The 17,871-nt window shown below is 63.3% G+C and carries 17 protein-coding genes; 7 read left to right on the top strand and 10 right to left on the bottom strand.

From position 1 onward, the window contains the following. Positions 1–2: 2 nt before the first annotated feature. From NKI10_RS05295 to NKI10_RS05275, 5 genes are all read right to left on the bottom strand, one after another. A complete protein-coding gene (locus NKI10_RS05295) occupies positions 3–206 on the bottom strand; it encodes a hypothetical protein (protein WP_023694181.1) in 204 nt (67 codons plus the stop codon). Positions 207–420: 214 nt separating this feature from the next. Then, positions 421–1,371, bottom strand: coding sequence for a carbohydrate ABC transporter permease (locus NKI10_RS05290; RefSeq protein WP_023694180.1), 951 nt, complete (start codon positions 1,369–1,371; stop codon positions 421–423). Next, positions 1,368–2,315, bottom strand: a complete 948-nt coding sequence (locus NKI10_RS05285) for a carbohydrate ABC transporter permease (RefSeq protein WP_031198535.1) — start codon at positions 2,313–2,315, stop codon at positions 1,368–1,370. The genes NKI10_RS05290 and NKI10_RS05285 overlap by 4 nt, the downstream gene beginning before the upstream one ends. Before the next feature lie 229 nt (positions 2,316–2,544). Continuing rightward, on the bottom strand, positions 2,545–3,876 hold the full coding sequence (locus NKI10_RS05280; protein ID WP_023684201.1) for an ABC transporter substrate-binding protein: 1,332 nt from the start codon (positions 3,874–3,876) through the stop codon (positions 2,545–2,547). Between the two features lie 254 nt (positions 3,877–4,130). Further along, the gene (locus tag NKI10_RS05275) at positions 4,131–4,829 is read right to left on the bottom strand and encodes a PIG-L deacetylase family protein (RefSeq protein ID WP_023725844.1); all 699 of its coding nucleotides are present in this window, start codon (positions 4,827–4,829) and stop codon (positions 4,131–4,133) included. A gap of 26 nt (positions 4,830–4,855) precedes the next feature. On the opposite strand from NKI10_RS05275, the gene NKI10_RS05270 reads away from it, so the two are divergent. The 5 genes from NKI10_RS05270 (at position 4,856) to nhaA (ending at position 11,817) form a co-directional block, all read left to right on the top strand. Next, the gene (locus tag NKI10_RS05270; protein ID WP_023725843.1) at positions 4,856–5,746 is read left to right on the top strand and encodes a DMT family transporter; all 891 of its coding nucleotides are present in this window, start codon (positions 4,856–4,858) and stop codon (positions 5,744–5,746) included. Positions 5,747–5,786: 40 nt separating this feature from the next. Then, a complete protein-coding gene (gene hrpB / locus NKI10_RS05265; protein ID WP_352858992.1) occupies positions 5,787–8,249 on the top strand; it encodes an ATP-dependent helicase HrpB in 2,463 nt (820 codons plus the stop codon). 32 nt (positions 8,250–8,281) lie between these two features. Beyond that, on the top strand, positions 8,282–9,607 hold the full coding sequence (locus NKI10_RS05260) for an ActS/PrrB/RegB family redox-sensitive histidine kinase (RefSeq protein WP_023738116.1): 1,326 nt from the start codon (positions 8,282–8,284) through the stop codon (positions 9,605–9,607). A gap of 86 nt (positions 9,608–9,693) precedes the next feature. Continuing rightward, on the top strand, positions 9,694–10,257 hold the full coding sequence (locus tag NKI10_RS05255) for an ActR/PrrA/RegA family redox response regulator transcription factor (protein ID WP_023672848.1): 564 nt from the start codon (positions 9,694–9,696) through the stop codon (positions 10,255–10,257). Between the two features lie 372 nt (positions 10,258–10,629). Continuing rightward, positions 10,630–11,817 carry a Na+/H+ antiporter NhaA gene (nhaA, locus tag NKI10_RS05250; protein WP_352511039.1) on the top strand — a complete coding sequence of 396 codons (1,188 nt, stop codon included), beginning with the start codon at positions 10,630–10,632 and terminating at the stop codon, positions 11,815–11,817. A gap of 53 nt (positions 11,818–11,870) precedes the next feature. On the opposite strand, the gene NKI10_RS05245 is transcribed toward nhaA, so the two are convergent. Continuing rightward, positions 11,871–12,371 carry an MmcB family DNA repair protein gene (locus NKI10_RS05245; RefSeq protein WP_352858990.1) on the bottom strand — a complete coding sequence of 167 codons (501 nt, stop codon included), beginning with the start codon at positions 12,369–12,371 and terminating at the stop codon, positions 11,871–11,873. Positions 12,372–13,269: 898 nt separating this feature from the next. Here NKI10_RS05245 and NKI10_RS05240 point away from each other — a divergent pair. Continuing rightward, a complete protein-coding gene (locus NKI10_RS05240; RefSeq protein WP_352858988.1) occupies positions 13,270–13,575 on the top strand; it encodes a hypothetical protein in 306 nt (101 codons plus the stop codon). A 397-nt stretch (positions 13,576–13,972) separates the two neighbouring features. On the opposite strand, the gene cueR is transcribed toward NKI10_RS05240, so the two are convergent. Next, positions 13,973–14,389, bottom strand: a complete 417-nt coding sequence (gene cueR / locus NKI10_RS05235) for a Cu(I)-responsive transcriptional regulator (protein WP_352858986.1) — start codon at positions 14,387–14,389, stop codon at positions 13,973–13,975. A gap of 238 nt (positions 14,390–14,627) precedes the next feature. On the opposite strand from cueR, the gene NKI10_RS05230 reads away from it, so the two are divergent. Beyond that, a complete protein-coding gene (locus NKI10_RS05230) occupies positions 14,628–15,245 on the top strand; it encodes a L,D-transpeptidase (protein ID WP_023692663.1) in 618 nt (205 codons plus the stop codon). A gap of 182 nt (positions 15,246–15,427) precedes the next feature. Here the strand turns inward: NKI10_RS05230 and NKI10_RS05225 are convergent, their stop codons facing one another. The 3 genes from NKI10_RS05225 to trpS all read right to left on the bottom strand — a co-directional run bounded on the left by NKI10_RS05225 (position 15,428) and on the right by trpS (position 17,858). Continuing rightward, entirely contained in the window at positions 15,428–15,997 is a 570-nt protein-coding gene (locus NKI10_RS05225) for a NifU family protein (RefSeq protein WP_352858985.1), read from the bottom strand. Between the two features lie 201 nt (positions 15,998–16,198). Beyond that, positions 16,199–16,690: a universal stress protein gene (locus NKI10_RS05220; protein ID WP_023755657.1), complete on the bottom strand. Its 492-nt coding sequence runs from the start codon at positions 16,688–16,690 to the stop codon at positions 16,199–16,201. A 100-nt stretch (positions 16,691–16,790) separates the two neighbouring features. After that, the gene (trpS, locus tag NKI10_RS05215) at positions 16,791–17,858 is read right to left on the bottom strand and encodes a tryptophan--tRNA ligase (RefSeq protein WP_023826508.1); all 1,068 of its coding nucleotides are present in this window, start codon (positions 17,856–17,858) and stop codon (positions 16,791–16,793) included. Positions 17,859–17,871 lie beyond the last annotated feature (13 nt).

The raw sequence follows: 17,871 nt of genomic DNA, 5'->3' as shown, positions 1-17,871 counted from the left end.
GATTATTCCGGGAATTTCGAGACGATGATGAACATCACTGTGCCGGCGAGCATGGTGATGAAGGAGTAGGTGTAGAGCGCGAGCGCGAAAGGCTGGAACAGCATCAGGAAGCCGACGGCGATGAGCGCCGTCGCAATGTTTTCCATGAGGCCGCGCCGGGCCCAGCGAGGCCAGGATGACTTTTTGGAGATGGCTGGGCGCGTCATGCGTAGCTCCCTTCCTTCTGCCCGGTAACGGGGCGAGACGGTTGCCAGGTGGTTCCCCCAGTCCGTCGCTGCTTCGCAGCGCCACCTCTCCCCCCTCCGGAGGGCGAGGAAGGCAGCCTGCCTGAATGAAGTTCGCGTCCTTCCTCTACCCCGTCGATCGGGGGAGAGGTGTCGAGCGCAGCTCGACGGAGTGGGGGTCGACCTGGCACATCAATCATTTGCGCACCGCGCCGAAAGTGATGCCGCGCAGCAACTGCTTGCGCAGCAGGATGGTGAAGACCAGGATCGGCACCAGGAAGATCGTCGTGCCGGCCGCAACCGCCGGCCAGTCCTGGCCGCCTTCACCGATGATGGTCGGGATGAAGGGCGGCGCCGTCTGCGCAGTGCCGGAGGTCAGGAGTGCCGCGAAGGCATATTCGTTCCAGGCAAAGATCAGGCAGAAGATCGCGGTCGCGGCGATGCCAGTGGTGGCTTGCGGCAGCACGGTGCGCCAGAAGGCCTGCAGCCTGGTGTAGCCGTCGATCATCGCCGCTTCCTCATACTCGCGCGGGATCTCGTCGATGAAGCCTTTCAGCAGCCACACCGCCAGCGACACGTTGACAGCGGTGTAGAGCAGGATCATGCCGAGCGCGGTGTCGGACAGGCCGAGCTCGCGGTACATCAGGTAGATGGGAATCGCGACCGCGATCGGCGGCATGAAGCGCGTCGACAGGATGAAGAACAGAAGGTCGTCGGCCAGCGGCACCTTGAAGCGCGAGAAACCATAGGCAGACAGCGTGCCGAGGAAGACCGCGCAGAAGGTCGAGCCGAAGGCGATGATCAGCGAATTGACGAAGCGCGGCAGGAAATTGGACGGGCCGGCAATCACCATGTTGCGCTTGCGCGAGGTCTCGTCGCAGAAACCGGTCGCGGGTCCGAGCGAGTTGATGTAGTCGGGCGTTTGCCTGGTGCGCGTCGTGAACAGGTTGCAATAGCCCTCGATGCTCGGCTGGAACAGAATCTTGGGCGGATAGGCGATCGAATCCGGCGGCGTCTTGAAGCTGGTGGCGAAGATCCACAGCAGCGGCACGATCGAGATCAGCGCGTAGAGCACGATGATCGTGCCGGCGATCCGCTTCGAATTGGCCGAGGGGGCGACGACGGAGTGGGCGGTGGTCAGGCTCATCTCTGCTTCACCTTGTTCAGCGCCTTGACGTAGATGTTGGCCAGCCCAAACACCGCGACGAACAGGATGATGGCGAAGGCCGAGGAATATCCGGTGCGCCAGCTCTCGAACGCCTGCCGCTTCAGCGTGATCGAGGCGACCTCGGTGGTCGAGCCCGGCCCGCCACCGGTCAGCAGGTTGACCATGTCGAACATCTTGAAGTTCTCGATGCCGCGAAACAGCACCGCCAGCATGATGAAGGGCAGCGCCATCGGCAGCGTGATCGACCAGAACTGCCGCCAGTTGGATGCGCGGTCGACCTCGGCCGCCTCATAGATGTATTCGGGGATCGAGCGCAGGCCGGCGAGACAGATCAGCATGACATAGGGCGTCCACATCCAGGTGTCGACGATGATGATCGACCACGGCGCCAGCGACACGTTGGACAGCATCTGGATGTCGGTCGGTGGTATCCGGGTGACGAACGAGATGGCGTAGGCGAACAGGCCGATCTGCGGTTCGTAGAGGAAACGCCAGAAATTGCCGACCACCGCCGGCGACAGCATCATCGGCACCAGGATGATGGTCGTCCAGAAGGCGTGGCCGCGAAACTTCCTGTCGATCAGCCATGCCAGCGTGAAACCGATCAGCGTCTGCAGCAGGATCGTCCAGAACACGAAATGCGCCGTCGTCTGCATGGCGATCCAGATGTCCTGGTCGCCGAGGATGCGCTGGTAGTTGGCGAAGCCGAGGTTTTTCACCACCTCGTTCGGGCGGTTCGCGCGGAAGTTGGTGAAGGACAGGTAGATCGCCCAGAACAGCGGGAAGATGTTGATGGCCAAGAGCAACAGGATCGTCGGCGAGATGAACAGCCAGGCGAGGCCCTTGTCGCTGATCCCCCGGACCTTGCGGGCCAACGGCTCCGGGGTCGCCCGGGCAACGTTCTCCGCAGTCCGATTGAGCATGGTGAGTCCTGCTTCGGTCACGTCAAGTCTCGACACTGGAATTTATCTGAACTGCGTCCCGTGCCAAGGGCAGCACGGGACCAAGAGCATGATGCCGAAAAGTGTGAAGCGGTTTTCGGACGACATCATGCTCTCTCTCTTTTTAGCCCTGAGGCGGATGATTTCTGATCGATTCGGCCTGAAAATCATCCGCCTCTGGGGTCAGGCTCGGGAGGAGCCGTTGGTCCGGTTACATCTTGCCGTCGTCCTGGAACACTTGCGTCCAGTCCTTGACCAGGCCGTCAAGCGCGTCCTTGGCCGAACCCTGGCCGGCAACGACATAGTCGTGGAAGCGCTTCTGCGACGCCTGCAGCAGCGGTGCGTAGCTCGGCTCGGCCCAGAAGTCCTTCACGATCGCCATCGAGTCGAGGAAGGTCTGTGCATAGGGCTGGCTGGACGGGAAGGCCGGGTCCTTGACCACCGCGTTCAGGCAGGAATAGCCGCCGAGCGACCACCATTTGGCCTGCACATCCTTGTTGGCGAACCACTTGATGTATTTCAGCGCCGATTCCTGCTTGTCTGAATAGGACACGACCGAAATGCCCTGGCCGCCAAGCTGCGCAAACTGGGCACCGCCGGGACCCTTCGGATTGACGAAGTAGCCGATCTTGTCACCGCCGACATTCTCGTCCTTCTGCAGGCCGGGCCAGGTGAAGGCGAAGTTCATGTGCATGGCCACCTGACCGGATTTGAAGGCGTCGACGCCTTCGCCCATATAGCTGTTCGAGGCACCCGGAGGCGTGCAGCAATCGTAGAGCGACTTGTAGAACTCCAGGCCTTTGACCGCGTCTGGCGAATTGACGAAGCCTTCCATCTCGTAGGGCTTCTTGGGGTTTTCATACTGGAAGCCGTAGCTGTAGAGCACGTCCATGGCGCCCATGGTGATGCCTTCCGAGCCACGCTCGGTGTAGATCGAAGCGCCATAGACGGTCTTGCCGTCGATCTCGCGCTTCTGGAAGAACTCGGCGACCTGCTTCAGCTGGTCGAAGGTGGTCGGTGGGCCGAGGTCCCAACCATACTTTTCCTTGAATTCCTTCTGCAGTTCCGGCTTGGAGAACCAGTCCTTGCGGTAGGTCCAGCCGACGACGTCGCCCATGGCCGGCAGCGCCCAGTAGTTCGGCGTGTTCTTCGGCCATTCGGAATAGCCGACGACGGTTGCCGGCACGAAGTCGTCCATGCTGATCTTCTCCTTGTCGAAGAAGTCGTTCAGCTTGACGTAGTGGCCGTTCTCGGCCGAGCCGCCGATCCACTGGCTGTCGCCGATGATCAGGTCGCAAAGTTTGCCGTGCGAGTTGAGCTCGTTGAGGAAGCGGTCGGCATAGTTGGTCCACGGCACGAATTCGAATTTCATGCCGATGCCGGTTTCCTTGGTAAAATCCTTGGACAGTTCGACCAGCGCGTTTGCCGGATCCCAGGCGGCCCAGCAAAGCGTCAGGTCTTCAGCGTGCGCCGCGTTCGAGACGGCTGTCGACGCGGTAATCGCCGAGGCCAGCCCCAACGCCAGTTTCAAGCTCGATTTCATGCCTTCCTCCCATTTGCGAAACGCGCCCGGATGGCCGTTTCAAGAACCCCTCAACCCTCGCTCCTCCGAGGGGCTAAACACGGCGCGCTATGCGTCGCCAGGGCGGCGCGGTGCGCCGCAGATGTTTAGTAATTTGTTTAGTGATGCAATTTTTACTAAACAAGGCAAGCGAATTCGTCGCTGCGCCGCAACATGGCGAAACGGCGATTGAAATCGTTGGGAAATGATTGCCGGACGGCTCGCCCGGAAGTTGCTTAGCCGGGGTCGCCTATAATTTTCGTCTGCGGCGTCACCGGCCGAACAGGGGGCGCGGGCGGCAGCAGCGCGCGGATGTCGGCGAAGGGAAATGTCGGCTCGAATCGGAAGGCCTCGGCCAAGGAGCCGGGAACGCTGTTGCATTGCCCGGCGCGAAACTCATTCTGGACGCGCGCTCTGTCGACATATTGCTCCGGCCACTGCGACTGGTGCGCGCGGATCGCCTGCGTCTTGATATCGCCGTAGGCGGAAATGTCGACGTAATGCGTCGGCGCAAAGCCGGTGCCGCCCATCGTGTCGGCATGCAGCACGGGGACGCCGAACGAGGCCGCGATGCGCACGCCGTCCGACAAAGCACGATGGTCGGCGTGATAGTCGTTGGGGGCATGCGTGATAACCAGATCCGCCGCGGTCTCGCGTATCAGCGCTTTCAGCGAAGCGATCAGTGCCGCATCAGCCACCAGTTCGCCGTCGGGAAAGTCGAGAAAGCGAAGGGTTGCGCCGAGCAGCGCCGCAGCGGCCGCCGCCTCGTCGCGGCGGGCACGAGCCAAAACGCTCGGGTCGCCCATGCCGCCCCTGGCGCCATCCGTGGCCACGGCAAAAGTCAGTTCTGCGCCTTGCGTGGCATAGGCAGCCAGCGTACCGAACATGAATATCTCGATGTCGTCGGGATGCGCGCCGAGCGCCAATACCTTCACTGCACTCTCCCCGGAAATGGAAAAACGTGACGAACGGAATCCTGCTCGCCCTCATCGCCTATGCAAGCTATTCGTGCAGCGATGCCGTTATCAAGAGCCTTGGCGGACAGTTCACCGTCTTCGAGATCGGCTTCTTCATCACGCTGTTTGCCGGCTGCTTCCTGTTTTTCAGCCGCCCAGTCGATGAGCGCTGGCGCGACTTCTGGCGCACCGGACGGCCATGGGCGGTGCAGGCCCGCGCCTGGGCCGGCATCGCCTCGGGCGTGCTCAGCGTCTACGCCTTCACCACCATTCCGCTGGCCGAGACCTATGCACTGATCTTCCTGGCGCCGCTTTGCGTTACCATTCTCTCGACCGTCATCCTGAAGGAAAAGGTCGGCCCATGGCGCTGGCTGGCGGTGGTTGCCGGCTTTGCAGGTGTCATGCTGGTGGTGCGGCCAGGTTTTCGCGAGTTGCATCTCGGACACCTTGCCGCCTTCACGGTGGCCTTCCTCGCCGCGGCGAGCGTCATCCTGATGCGGTCGCTCGCCCAGCAGGAAAAGCGCACCACCATGCTCGGCGTGCTCATCGGTTACGGGCTGCTGTTCAACGGGGCCGGCACCATCGCCACATCGTTCACCCTCCCCAACGCCATGCAGCTGCTGTGGCTGGTGCTGGGCGGCGCCTTTACCGCCGGCGGCCAATTGCTGCAGCTGCTGGCCGCCAAATACGCGCCGGCCAACCGCATGGCGCCGACGCATTATTCGCAGATCGTCTGGGCGGTCATCCTCGGCGCGCTGTTCTTCCAGGAGTATCCGGACTGGATATCGCTGGTCGGCTTGGCCGTCGTTGGCGCGTCCGGCCTGCTCACCATGGTGCGCGAGGAGGTGCGGCTGGGCACGGTGCGCTGGAACCCGTTTTCACGCACAAGGCTTTGAGCCGTTGCACGGTTGTGGTGACCGCTGATATGCGGACGCAATGACGACGAGATCCTTGCCCGAGCTTCCGGTCTCGGCTGTGCTGCCGGCATTGAGCGAGGCGCTCGCCTCCGGCAACAGCGCCGTCCTGGTGGCGCCGCCCGGTGCCGGCAAGACGACGCTGGTGCCGCTGGCGCTGCTCGATGCGCCCTGGCTGGTCGCCGGCAAGATCGTCCTGCTCGAACCGCGCCGCCTCGCCACCCGCGCCGCCGCCCGCCGCATGGCCGAATTGCTTGATGAAGAGCCCGGCGCCACTGTCGGCTATGCCATGCGCATGGAAAACCGCACATCGGCCCGGACAAAAATCCTCGTCGTTACCGAAGGCGTGCTGGCGCGGATGATCCTCGACGATCCGGAACTGCCCGGCGTTTCGGCGGTGATTTTCGACGAATTCCACGAGCGCTCGCTCGACGGCGATTTTGGCCTCGCTTTGGCGCTCGATGTGCAGGGCGCGCTGCGGCCCGATTTACGCTTGCTGGTGATGTCGGCGACGCTCGACGGCGCGCGTGTGGCAAAACTTTTGTCCGGCGCGCCAGTGATCGAAAGTCAAGGCCGCGCCTTTCCCGTCGACATCCGTTACGACGAACGGCCGGCCGGCGTTCCCGTCGAAGACACCATGGCCAAGGCTATCCGCTCCACCCTTGCCGAGGAGAGCGGCAGCGTGCTCGCCTTCCTGCCCGGCCAGCGCGAGATCGAGCGCACCGCCGAGCGGCTGCAGGGCCGCCTCGGCGCCGACACCGACATCGTGCCGCTCTACGGCCAGCTCGACAACAGGGCGCAGGACGCCGCGATCAAGCCGGCGCCGCCCGGTCGCCGCAAGGTGGTGCTGGCGACGTCGATCGCCGAGACCTCGATCACCATCGACGGCGTGCGCGTCGTCATCGATTCCGGCCTGTCGCGGCTGCCGCGCTATGAGCCGGCGAGCGGCCTGACCCGGCTGGAGACGGTGCGTGTTTCCAGGGCGTCGGCCGATCAACGCGCCGGTCGCGCCGGACGCACGCAGCCAGGCGTCGCCATCCGCCTTTGGCGGGCCGAGCAGACGGCGGCCCTTCCCGCCTTCACCCCGCCCGAGATTCTCGAAGCCGACCTGTCCGGCCTGCTGCTCGATTGCGCCGCCTTCGGCGTCGCCGATCCCGCAAGCCTGTCCTTCCTCGATCCGCCGCCCACTCCCGCGCTCAACGAGGCGCGGGCGCTGCTCCTGGCGCTGCACGCCATCGATGCGGCCGGCCGGCTGACGGAGGCGGGCGGCGCGATGCGCAAGCTGGCGCTGCCCGTGCGGCTCGCACACATGGTCGCTGAAGCCGCTGGCGGCGGCCACGCGCTCGAGGCTGCGATGCTAGCCGTCCTGCTCACCGAGCGTGGCCTCGGCGGCGATGGCACCGATCTCGAACGGCGGCTCATCCGTTTTCGCACTGAGAAGTCGCCGCGCGCCGTTGGGGCAAGGCAGCTGGCCGAGCGGCTGGCGAAGCAGGCGGGCGGCGCCAAGAGCAGCGAAGCCGCTTCTGCCGGTCTTTTGCTCATCCACGCCTGGCCGGACCGCGTCGCCAGGGCGCGCGGCGAGCGTGGCCGTTTCGTGCTCGCCAACGGCTCCGGCGCCATGCTCGACGCCGCCGATCCGCTGGCCGGTGAGACCTGGCTGGTCGTCGCCGACCTGCAGGGCAAGGCGCAAAACGCCCGTATAACCGCCGCGGCCGCGGTCCACGAGACCGACATCCGTGCCGCTCTCGCCGACAGGATCGAGATTCGCCGCGAGACGAGTTTCGACCGCGAGCGGCGCGCGGTGCGCGTGCGCGAGACCGCCAGGCTCGGCGCCATCACTTTGTCGGAGCGCATGCTGCCCGCACCAACTGGAACAGACGCCGACCGCGCCATAACAGATGCCTTGCGCGAGCACGGCCTGTCGCTGCTGGAATGGGGCAAGGACGGCGAGACGCTGCGCCAGCGCCTAGGCTGGCTGCATCGCGGCCTCGGCGCGCCCTGGCCCGATGTTTCGGAAGCCGCCCTGCTCGAACGCCTCGACGACTGGCTGCTGCCGTTCCTGTCGGGCAAGGCGTCCTTCGCCGCCATCGACCCCGGCACGCTGTCGTCGGGCCTGATGGCGCTGGTGCCGCATGATTTGCAGCGCAAGATCGGCACATTGGCGCCGACCCATTTCGACGCGCCGTCCGGCAGCCATGCGCCGATCCGCTATGACGGCGAATGGCCGGTGCTGGCCATCCGCGTGCAGGAACTGTTCGGCCTTGACCGCCATCCGGCAATCGCCAACGGCACCGTGCCGCTGACGCTCGAGCTGTTGTCGCCGGCGCACCGGCCAATCCAGACGACGCGCGACCTGCCCGGCTTCTGGCGCGGCTCCTGGGCCGATGTGCGCACCGACATGCGCGGCCGCTATCCCCGCCATGTCTGGCCGGAAAATCCGCTGCTCGCTGCGGCCACCGCCCGCGCCAAACCGCGAGGGACCTAGCGCTCGTCCTTTCCCGGCTATAATCCTTGGCCATGATCAACATCGTGCACGCGCCAGACTTCCAGCAAAGCCAGCGGCTGCGCCTCAACACGCTGATCCGGCTGCGCTGGCTGGCCATCGTGGGCCAGAGCCTGGCGGTGCTGGTCGTCGCCTATGGGCTCAAATTCCCGCTGCCGGTCAGCCTCTGCTTCGCGCTGGTCGCCTGCTCGGCCTGGCTTAACCTGGTGCTGACCTTCCGCTATCCGGCAGCGCACCGGCTGACCCCGTTCTCAGCCTTTTTCATCCTGACCTTCGACAGCCTGCAGCTTGCCGGCCTGCTCTATTTGACCGGCGGCCTCACCAACCCGTTCTCGGTGCTGATGACCGTGCCCGTCGTCATCTCGGCGGCGTCGCTGCCGCTCCGGCTGACTGCGGTGCTCGGCGCGCTGGTCATGGCGGCGGCCACGTTGCTGGTCTTCTTCCACCAGCCGCTGCCATGGTATGAGGGCGCGCCGCTGCCCATGCCGTTCATCTATGTCGCCGGCATATGGATGGCGGTGTTTTCCTCGATCGCCTTCACCGCCATCTATGCCTTCCGCGTCGCCGAGGAAGCCCGCCTGCTCGCCAATGCGCTTGCCGCCACCGAACTGGTGTTGCAGCGCGAGCAGCATCTGTCGGCTCTGGATGGGCTTGCCGCCGCCGCCGCGCACGAACTCGGCACGCCGCTCGCCACCATCGCCCTTGTCTCCAAGGAAATGGAGAAGGCGCTGGGTAACGATCCGAAATATGGTGAGGATGTGAAGCTGTTGCGGTCGCAGAGCGAGCGCTGCCGCGAGATCCTGAAGCGGCTGACCAGCCTGTCCTCCGAGGGCGAGGCGCATCTGTCGCGTCTGCCGCTGACCTCGCTGGTCGAGGAGGTGACCGCGCCGCACCGCGATTTCGGCATCTCGATCAAGCTTCGGCCGGGCGAGCGCGTCGGCCCCGAACCGGTGGGACGGCGCAACCCCGGCGTCATCTACGGCCTCGGCAATCTGGTCGAGAACGCCGTCGACTTCGCCCGCAACAGTGTGACGGTGCGATGGAGCTGGGACGAACTCGACGTCACCTTCTCGATCATCGATGACGGGCCGGGCTTTCCCCCCGAAATCATCGATCGCATCGGCGAGCCCTATATGTCGACACGCCAGGGCAACGAGGCTGGCGGTGGCCTGGGTCTCGGGCTGTTCATCGCCAAGACCTTGCTCGAACGCTCCGGCGCCACGCTCGATTTCCGCAATTCGAGCGGACTGGGCGAAGGCGCGATCGTGCAGATATCGTGGCCGCGCACGGTCTTCCTCAACCCGGAATCGGTGGGGATCTCGATGTTCGACACCGCGTAAAAGCCTTGGCGGAGGCGGCAAAATTGGACAATGGCGTTCAGGAACTATATCTGCGTAAAATTAAGGCAGCAGGATTTTTTGAGATAATGACTGGCGAAGAAGCAATTGGCGCAATGGTCGAAGGCGAGGACACCTCGCTGCTCATCGTCGACGACGACAAGCCGTTCCTGACGCGGCTGGCCCGCGCCATGGAAACCAGGGGTTTCGTGGTCGAGACGGCCGAGAGCGTCGAGGAGGCAGTGGCCAAGGCGCGCGCCCACCCGCCGGCCTATGCGGTGGTCGACATGCGGCTTGGCGACGGCAACGGCCTCGACGTCGTCGCCGCCATCCGCGAGAAGCGCGACGATGCCCGCACCGTCATCCTCACCGGCTACGGCAACATCGCCACCGCGGTGACCGCGGTGAAGCTCGGCGCCATCGACTATCTGTCGAAGCCGGCTGACGCCGACGACGTGTTTGCAGCGCTCACCCGCACCGCCGGCGAGCGCGCCGCCCCCCCGGAAAATCCGATGTCGGCCGACCGCGTGCGCTGGGAACACATCCAGCGCGTCTACGAAATGTGCGACCGCAACGTGTCGGAAACCGCGCGCCGGCTCAACATGCATCGCCGCACGCTGCAGCGCATACTCGCCAAGCGCGCACCACGCTGAGGTTCACGCGCCGGCGGCGCCGGCCGCCAATTGCCGAACCTCAGCGCTGCCCCTCACCTGCCTGCCGGCATCCTCTCCCCGTATAGAGACCGGGGGAGAGGGGCGCTCTCATCGCCGGTTTCGCCAATCGCCGGCGTTGCAGGAGACGACGGCGAGGCTGAAGCTGCCTCTTTCTCCCCGTCGCTATGTGGGGAGTTGAGGAATGGTCCGCGAAGCGGACGAAAAGCCAACTGCTTGGCTTTTCGAATGACGAACGTCCGGCAGGACAATGAGGGGCGGCGCCAACGCTGGAAACAGTTGCGCTTGCCGTGCCATCGACCTTTGCCCATCATCGGCAATAACGCCGCCGGAAAACCCGGCAACGGAGCACAGATGCGCGACAAGCAGCCGAAATCCATCCTTCGCGAATTCCTCGACGGCGAGGCGGCGGGCGGCATCATCCTGATGGTTGCGGCAGCCCTTGCGCTGATCGTCGCCAATTCACCATTGGCCGAAACCTATTTCGCCGCTCTCCACGCCTATCTCGGCCCGCTCAGCGTGTCGCACTGGATCAATGATGGGCTGATGGCGGTGTTCTTCCTGCTGGTCGGCCTCGAGATCAAGCGCGAGATGCTCGACGGTCAGCTCTCGACCTGGCCGCGCCGCGTGCTGCCGGGCGTCGCCGCCGCCGGCGGCATGCTGGTTCCCGCACTGGTCTATGTCGCCATCAACCGCAACAACGCCGCCGCGCTCTCCGGCTGGGCGATCCCGACCGCCACCGACATCGCCTTTGCGCTCGGCGTACTGTCGCTGCTCGGCAACCGCGTGCCGGCGTCGCTCAAGATCTTTCTCACCGCGCTCGCCATCATCGACGATCTCGGCGCCGTCATCATCATCGCCATCTTCTACACAAGCGGCCTGTCGCTGGCCTATCTCGGTGCGGCCTTCGCCGTCATCGCGGTGCTCATCATGCTCAACCGCATGCGGGTGACGAGGCTGACGCCCTACCTAGTGCTCGGCGCCGTGCTGTGGGTGCTGGTTCTGAAATCGGGCGTGCATGCCACGCTGGCCGGCGTCGCGCTGGCGCTCACCATTCCGCTGAAAATCTCTGCCGGCAGCGGCCACGATCTCGACCATTCGCCGTTGCACCGGCTCGAACACGGCCTGCACAAGATCGTGCCCTTCTTCGTCATCCCGATTTTCGGCTTTGCCAATGCCGGCGTGTCGCTGGCCGGCCTCAGCGCCTCTGCCCTGGTCGAGCCGCTGACGCTCGGCGTTGCCGCCGGCCTGGTGCTGGGGAAGCTGGTCGGCGTCTTCGGCTCGTCCGCGCTTGCCATCCGGCTCGGTTTCGCCGACCTGCCGGTCAATGCCGGCTGGCTGCACATGGTCGGCATTTCGCTGCTCTGCGGCATCGGCTTCACCATGAGCCTGTTCATCGGCCTGCTTGCCTTCGCCAACGACATGGCGCTGCAGGACGCCGTCAAGGTCGGCATCCTGGCGGGGTCCTTCGTTGCAGCGCTGCTGGGTGCCGCCGTGTTGCTGATGGCGCCGGCGGCAGGAGTGGAGGAGGAGGTGGAGTAGGTGTTCTTGGGTTCCTCGCCCCCGCAAAGCGGGGCGAGGAACTTGAGCTTCGTCTACTCGCTCTCTCCCGCCAGCGCCGGCACCGCCACACCCGCCAGCTCCGCCGCCAGCAGCCGCGCCGCACCCGCCCGTGCAATGCGCAGCATCAGCGCCTTGCGCGTTGCTGCGGCCATGCGGTGCTCGGGCGCCTCGCGCAAAATCTCGGCGCCGTAGCCGTCGGACAGGATGAAGCCGCATTCCTCCGGAAAAATATCCGAGGGCACGCCGGGATGCGTGGCGAAGAAGAAGCGGTCGGAGTGCAGCCGGTAATCAGACCATTTGCGGTCGACGCGAAAATCCTCGATCGAGGATTTGATCTCGATGATCCAGATGTCGCCCTGCCTGGTCAGCGCCACAAGGTCGGCGCGCCGCCCGGTGGCCAGCGACAGTTCGGGCAGCACATGCATGCCCATTTGCATAAGCAGCCGCTGCACGCCACGCCGCACCAGCATGGCGCGTTCCGACTGGCGGCCATCGATCAGGGGATTGAGGAGAATCGGGGAGATGATCGGCATGGCAGCCACCATGCCAGATTTTGTTCACGGTTTGAACCCATGCTTGGGCAAAATCCGATTGACAAATTCGACCAGATAGGAATATAATCCTGCTACGATTGATGATCCGAGAGGCATGTCACGTAATGGGCCAGGCGCTACGGGAAGTATTGCGGACAATACTGCGTTGGATCGAATCTCTGATCGGTGTCATCTCCGCGTTTGTGAGAAGCGGGATGGCCGAAAAGGTCCTGAAGTCTCGGATGAGCGAGGTCCGGCCGCTTATGTCACTGCCCGAAGCGGCCTTGCCTTCGCCCGGCCTAAGCCCGCCATATCATCAAAAATCGAGGCAGTCAGGGCCTGTTATCGCCGCGGCAAGCGTGGGCCAGTTCTGCAGAGGGCCGATGTCCCGCAACAGCCGTTGCACGCCACGCCGCACCAGCATAGCGCGTTCCGACTGGCGGCTATCAGGGCGGATGCATACGAAACCTTGTAAATGACCAAGCCGTATACGAAACGACGACTCGTAAGCGTTAGGCGGAATTTGGTTCCGAAATTGGTAACTTCCCTACGGCTGGGTAGCTCCTAGAGCCATTTGATGGCTCCCAGGATCAGCACGACCATAACTGCCATCACTAATTCCAGACCAGGCCTGACCTGCGCACGAAGTTGCGGTAAAACCGGCATGCCAGCAGGACGCCAAGCCCGCCACCGAGCGGCGTTAGAACCTTGTCGATAAACTCAGCGGCATTCATGTCTTGACCCCCAAACCCAAGCGCGAGACTAGCAGAGCCAAGGTCGTGAGCAAATGGGTTTGTCAACCATACAATCGCCTTTCGCAGGCCGACTATTACTTTACAACGCGCCCTGCGGATTGATCCCCGCTATGCTTGAGATAAGCTACCGGGAGGCAAAGCATATGAAGCGTAGAACCGCACTCACCGCGCTGCTCGTATCGTTGGGCACGATAGGCCTAATCTTGCTGGGGATTGGCCTTCTTGCTAGCGCGGGAATCGTAGCTGAGAAGGGTACTTGGCCGCATATTGTCGGTGGCTTCACTGCGGTATTGATGATGCCGATAGCTTTTGTGGCGTTTCTGTCCTGTATGTTTTCAGTTCTGACCACCCTTCTTTTTGCGGCTCTGCCGCGAGAGAAGCTGATCCCCTATCTCAGAGCGTGGCCATTCAAGTTTTTGCTCTGGAAGGAAGTCAGAAGAAGAGTTTGAACCTACCTCAAGCTAGGTCTGCTTCTTACTCGTTCGGTCTGAAGGTGGCGGTCGCTTTCGGATTTTGACCCCAGCATCCGCGCGCCTCATCAGACGATTATTCGGTTGACAAACCTGGGTGACGGCTTGGTCCGAGCGTCTTCCGCGATCGCACCATATTCGTCTGGGTGCAGTCTGGTATTGATCCGCAGCGGCCCTATGTCGTGCCGATCGACTTCCGTTCTTAGCTATAAATCGGCCGGACTAAAGTCTTACGTCGTGAGCGCAAAGGTCTGATGTAACCGCTTTGGTTCTGTTCTTGTCCATTGGACGTTCCGTAATTTTAGCCAAATGAGATATAGACCTTTGGAGGTTTTTCTTGCGCGTCCGGCGCCCAGTCTATCCCGGCGCCCGTGCTTCAAACCGTGGCCCGCCTGTCTGCGGCCTGCGCAGCCCCCGCAATATCATCCAAAATCGGGCAATCCGGCCGGTCGTCACCATGGCAGGCCTGGATCAGCGTCTGCAAGGTCGTGCGCATCGACTGCAGCTCGCGCACCTTTTCCTCGATGGCGCTGACATGGGCGGCGGCAATCTCGCGCACATCGTGGCTGGCGCGGCTGCGATCCCGGTAGAGCGCCATCAGCTGGCGGCAATCTTCGATTGAAAAGCCGAGGTTGCGGGCGCGGCGCAGGAAGGCCAGCCGATGGATGTCGTCGCTGGAATAATCGCGGTAGCCATTGCCGGCGCGCGCCGGCGCGATCAGGCCGATCTCTTCATAGTAGCGGATGGTCTTGGCCGGCAGGCCGGACCGCGCCGCGGCATCGCCTACATTCATTGTGATTCCTCGATGTGGTTCCCTGATTCTAGGCTATCCGACAGGACCGACCATTGTTTTTCCTTCACAATCCCGTGAGTCCTGTTGCCGAAATGCCATAGTTGCCGGCTTACCGGCACGTAAGCTCCTGCATATAGGCATCGCGCCCTTGGCAAGCAAAGCAAATGCCAGCATGAATGATTTCAGGAAAAGCGGCCGTAACGTGTCGCGACATCTTGGTGGGGCATCGGACCATTTCATGCGCATGAAGTCATTTGCAATCGTCGCCGCACTTGCGTTGTCGGCCGCGATCTCGGGTTGCAGCACGATCGGCTCGCAGCTGTTCACCAACAACTACGGTTCGGTGAACGATGCAGGCTACCAACTGCCGCGCATCCCGATCGAGAGGGTGCCGCTGAAGTACCACCGGCAAGAGGTAAACTACGACACCTCGGAAAAGCCGGGCACCATCGTCGTCGATACTCAGAACAAGTTTCTCTACTTCGTCGAAGGCGACGGCCGGGCGATCCGCTACGGCATCGGCGTCGGCCGCGAAGGCTTCGAATGGCACGGGACCGCCCATATCGCGCTGAAGCGCGAATGGCCTACCTGGACGCCGCCGCGGCAGATGATCCAGCGCCAGCCGGAGCTCGCGAAGTTCGCGAGCGGCATGGAGCCGGGCTTGAAGAACCCGCTCGGCGCGCGCGCCATGTATCTGTTCAACAAGGGCGGCGACATGGGCTACCGCCTGCACGGCAGTCCGGAATGGAATTCGATCGGCAAGGCGATGTCGTCAGGCTGCATCCGGCTGATGAACCAGGACATCATCGACCTCTACGACCGCACGTCGGTCGGCGCCAAGGTCATCGTGATGTAGGACCTTGATCCGGAACCGAGGTCCACGAAAGCGAAAAGTGGAACCGGTTTTCGGGAAGATCATGGTCAAGATAGGCGTTACCCTTCGTACGCGGACCGTCTAGGCAACAACGGACGTCCAAAACAGAAAACCGGGCAATCTGGCCCGGTTTTTTGTTGCTCGCTCGAATGCGTGAAGGGGTCTTAGGAGACCTGCTCGACCTGCTGTACTTCCGGCACGAAGTGGCGGAGCAGGTTCTGGATGCCGTGCTTCAGCGTCGCCGTCGAGGACGGGCAGCCGGCGCAGGCGCCCTTCATGTGCAGGAACACGGTGCCGTTCTCGAAGCCGCGGAAGGTGATGTCGCCGCCATCCTGGGCAACCGCCGGGCGCACCCTGGTGTCGAGCAATTCCTTGATGGTGATGACCAGTTGCTCATCGGCCTTGTCGTAGAATTCGCCGGTCTGGCTGGTCTCGGCGGCGGGGCCGGCGTTGACCATGACGGGCGCGCCCGACATGAAATGCTCCATGATGGCGCCGAGGATGGCCGGCTTCAGGTGCTGCCAGTCCGAGCCGTCCTTGGTCACGGTGATGAAGTCATAGCCGAAGAAGACGCCGGTCACGCCGGGGATCTCGAACAGGCGGCCGGCCAGCGGCGAGGCGCTGGCTGCACTGTCGGCGTCGCGGAAATCGGCGGTGCCTTCGACAAGCACTTCCTTGCCGGGCAGGAACTTCAGCGTTGCCGGGTTCGGCGTCGATTCGGTCTGGATGAACATGGCCGTCTCCGTGCCCCAGTCGGGCAGCTAGTTTGGAATAGTTCTAAATAGGCTCAATCGGCTGTACATTCAAGCGAAACGCATCGCTCAAAATGGCTGGCTGGCGGAATGTTTTTGCTGGCTGGGAAGGAATCCCGCGCGGGCTATAAATCCAGGATCGTGATGTTATCCGAACCGCTTCACACTTTCCCGCATCACTCTCTACGCGAGGCTGTCAATCTCCTCGTCGGAAAGGTTCTGCGGCACCACTGTGACGGGAATAGGGAAGGCGGCGCCCTTGCCGGCAACAGCCCCGACCAGCGGCCCGGGTCCTTCCTTGCCGGCACCTGCCGCCAGCACCAGGATGGCGATGTCCTGGTCTTCCTCGATCAGCTTGTGGATCTCTTCGGTCGGCTTGCCTTCGCGCACCACCATCTCGGGCTCGATGCCGAGCTTCTGGCGCACCTTGTTGGCGTAGCCGTCGAGTGCCGCGCGCGCCGTGGCGTTGGCTTCCTCGCGCATGATCTTCTCGACGCCCAGCCAGTGCTGAAAGTCGTCCGGTGTGATGATGTAGAGCAGCACCAGCGTGCCGTTGGTGCTCTGCGCCCGCTTGGAGGCGTAGGCGACGGCGCGCTCGCACTCGGGCGTGTCGTCGATGATCGTCAGGAATTTCCTGCGATGGCCGGCTTCGCGACTGAGGCGTTTGGAGACCATGTCTATCTACTCGGTGTTTCGGCCGCAATCTGCCACCGCGACAGACCGGCGGCAAGCCGCCGGCCTTGGGCCAGAATGGTGCGGTGCACTGACGGTAGGATCAGCCCTGCAACAGGCCGATAATGTCGCGTACCGTCTTCATGGTGGTCCCAGCCAGCGCGCCGGCGCGTTCGCCGCCGTCTCTCAGCACCGCGTCGACATAGGCGCGGTCTCCCTCGATACGGCGCATCTCGCCGGCGATCGGCGCCAGTTTTTCCACGGCAAGGTCGGCGAGCGCCGGCTTGAACACGGAAAACTGCTGGCCGCCGAATTCCTTCAGCACGTCCGCCTTCGACATCTCGGCCAGCCCGGCATAGATGCCGACCAGGTTTTCCGCTTCCGGGCGGCTTTCCAGTCCGTCGACTTCGCTTGGCAACGCTTCCGGGTCGGTCTTGGCCTTGCGGATCTTCTTCGAGATGGTGTCGGCATCGTCGGTCAAATTGATGCGCGACAGGTCGGACGGGTCCGACTTCGACATTTTCTTCGAACCGTCGCGCAGGCTCATGATGCGCGCCGCCGGCCCGCCGATCACCGGTTCGGTTATCGGGAAGAACCCGTTTACCGTCTCTTCGCCAACCTGCATCTCGACGCCGACGCCAAGACTGGCGATGCGGCTCGAAAAATCATTATTGAACTTTTGCGCGATGTCGCGGGTCAGCTCCAGATGCTGCTTTTGGTCCTCGCCCACCGGCACATGGGTGGCGCGGTAGAGCAGGATGTCGGCGGCCATCAGCGAGGGATAGGCAAGCAGGCCCAGCGAGGCGTTCTCGCGGTCCTTGCCGGCCTTGTCCTTGAACTGCGTCATCTTGTTCATCCAGCCGATGCGCGCCACGCAGTTGAAGATCCAGGCAAGCTCGGCATGCTGCATCACCCGCGACTGGTTGAAGACGATGTGCTTCTTCGGGTCGATGCCGGAGGCAAGGAAGGCCGCGGTGATCGAGCGGGTCTGGTCGGCGAGGTCGTCATGGACGAGTTGTGCCGTCAGCGAATGCAGGTCGACGACGCAATAGATGCAGTCGGACGTTTCCTGCAGGGCGACGAATTTCTTGATGGCGCCGAGATAGTTGCCGAGATGCAGATTGCCGGTCGGCTGTACCCCGGAAAAGACGAGCTGTTTGAAGGCGGTCATGGGTTCCTCATGG

It is taken from the genome of Mesorhizobium sp. M0802, from assembly GCF_040320115.1.
In the GTDB taxonomy this organism is placed as follows: domain Bacteria; phylum Pseudomonadota; class Alphaproteobacteria; order Rhizobiales; family Rhizobiaceae; genus Mesorhizobium.
The sequence above is the reverse complement of the archived record's forward strand: the minus strand, read 5'-3'. Positions and strand labels throughout refer to the sequence as shown.

Coding starts and splice junctions, on each gene's coding strand:
- NKI10_RS05295 (WP_023694181.1), bottom strand. CDS start 206: ATGACGCGCCCAGCCATCTCCAAAAAGTCATCCTGGCCTCGCTGGGCC.
- NKI10_RS05290 (WP_023694180.1), bottom strand. CDS start 1,371: ATGAGCCTGACCACCGCCCACTCCGTCGTCGCCCCCTCGGCCAATTCG.
- NKI10_RS05285 (WP_031198535.1), bottom strand. CDS start 2,315: ATGCTCAATCGGACTGCGGAGAACGTTGCCCGGGCGACCCCGGAGCCG.
- NKI10_RS05280 (WP_023684201.1), bottom strand. CDS start 3,876: ATGAAATCGAGCTTGAAACTGGCGTTGGGGCTGGCCTCGGCGATTACC.
- hrpB (WP_352858992.1), top strand. CDS start 5,787: ATGACGACGAGATCCTTGCCCGAGCTTCCGGTCTCGGCTGTGCTGCCG.
- NKI10_RS05260 (WP_023738116.1), top strand. CDS start 8,282: ATGATCAACATCGTGCACGCGCCAGACTTCCAGCAAAGCCAGCGGCTG.
- NKI10_RS05255 (WP_023672848.1), top strand. CDS start 9,694: ATGACTGGCGAAGAAGCAATTGGCGCAATGGTCGAAGGCGAGGACACC.
- nhaA (WP_352511039.1), top strand. CDS start 10,630: ATGCGCGACAAGCAGCCGAAATCCATCCTTCGCGAATTCCTCGACGGC.
- NKI10_RS05245 (WP_352858990.1), bottom strand. CDS start 12,371: ATGCCGATCATCTCCCCGATTCTCCTCAATCCCCTGATCGATGGCCGC.
- NKI10_RS05240 (WP_352858988.1), top strand. CDS start 13,270: ATGAAGCGTAGAACCGCACTCACCGCGCTGCTCGTATCGTTGGGCACG.
- cueR (WP_352858986.1), bottom strand. CDS start 14,389: ATGAATGTAGGCGATGCCGCGGCGCGGTCCGGCCTGCCGGCCAAGACC.
- NKI10_RS05230 (WP_023692663.1), top strand. CDS start 14,628: ATGCGCATGAAGTCATTTGCAATCGTCGCCGCACTTGCGTTGTCGGCC.
- NKI10_RS05225 (WP_352858985.1), bottom strand. CDS start 15,997: ATGTTCATCCAGACCGAATCGACGCCGAACCCGGCAACGCTGAAGTTC.
- NKI10_RS05220 (WP_023755657.1), bottom strand. CDS start 16,690: ATGGTCTCCAAACGCCTCAGTCGCGAAGCCGGCCATCGCAGGAAATTC.
- trpS (WP_023826508.1), bottom strand. CDS start 17,858: ATGACCGCCTTCAAACAGCTCGTCTTTTCCGGGGTACAGCCGACCGGC.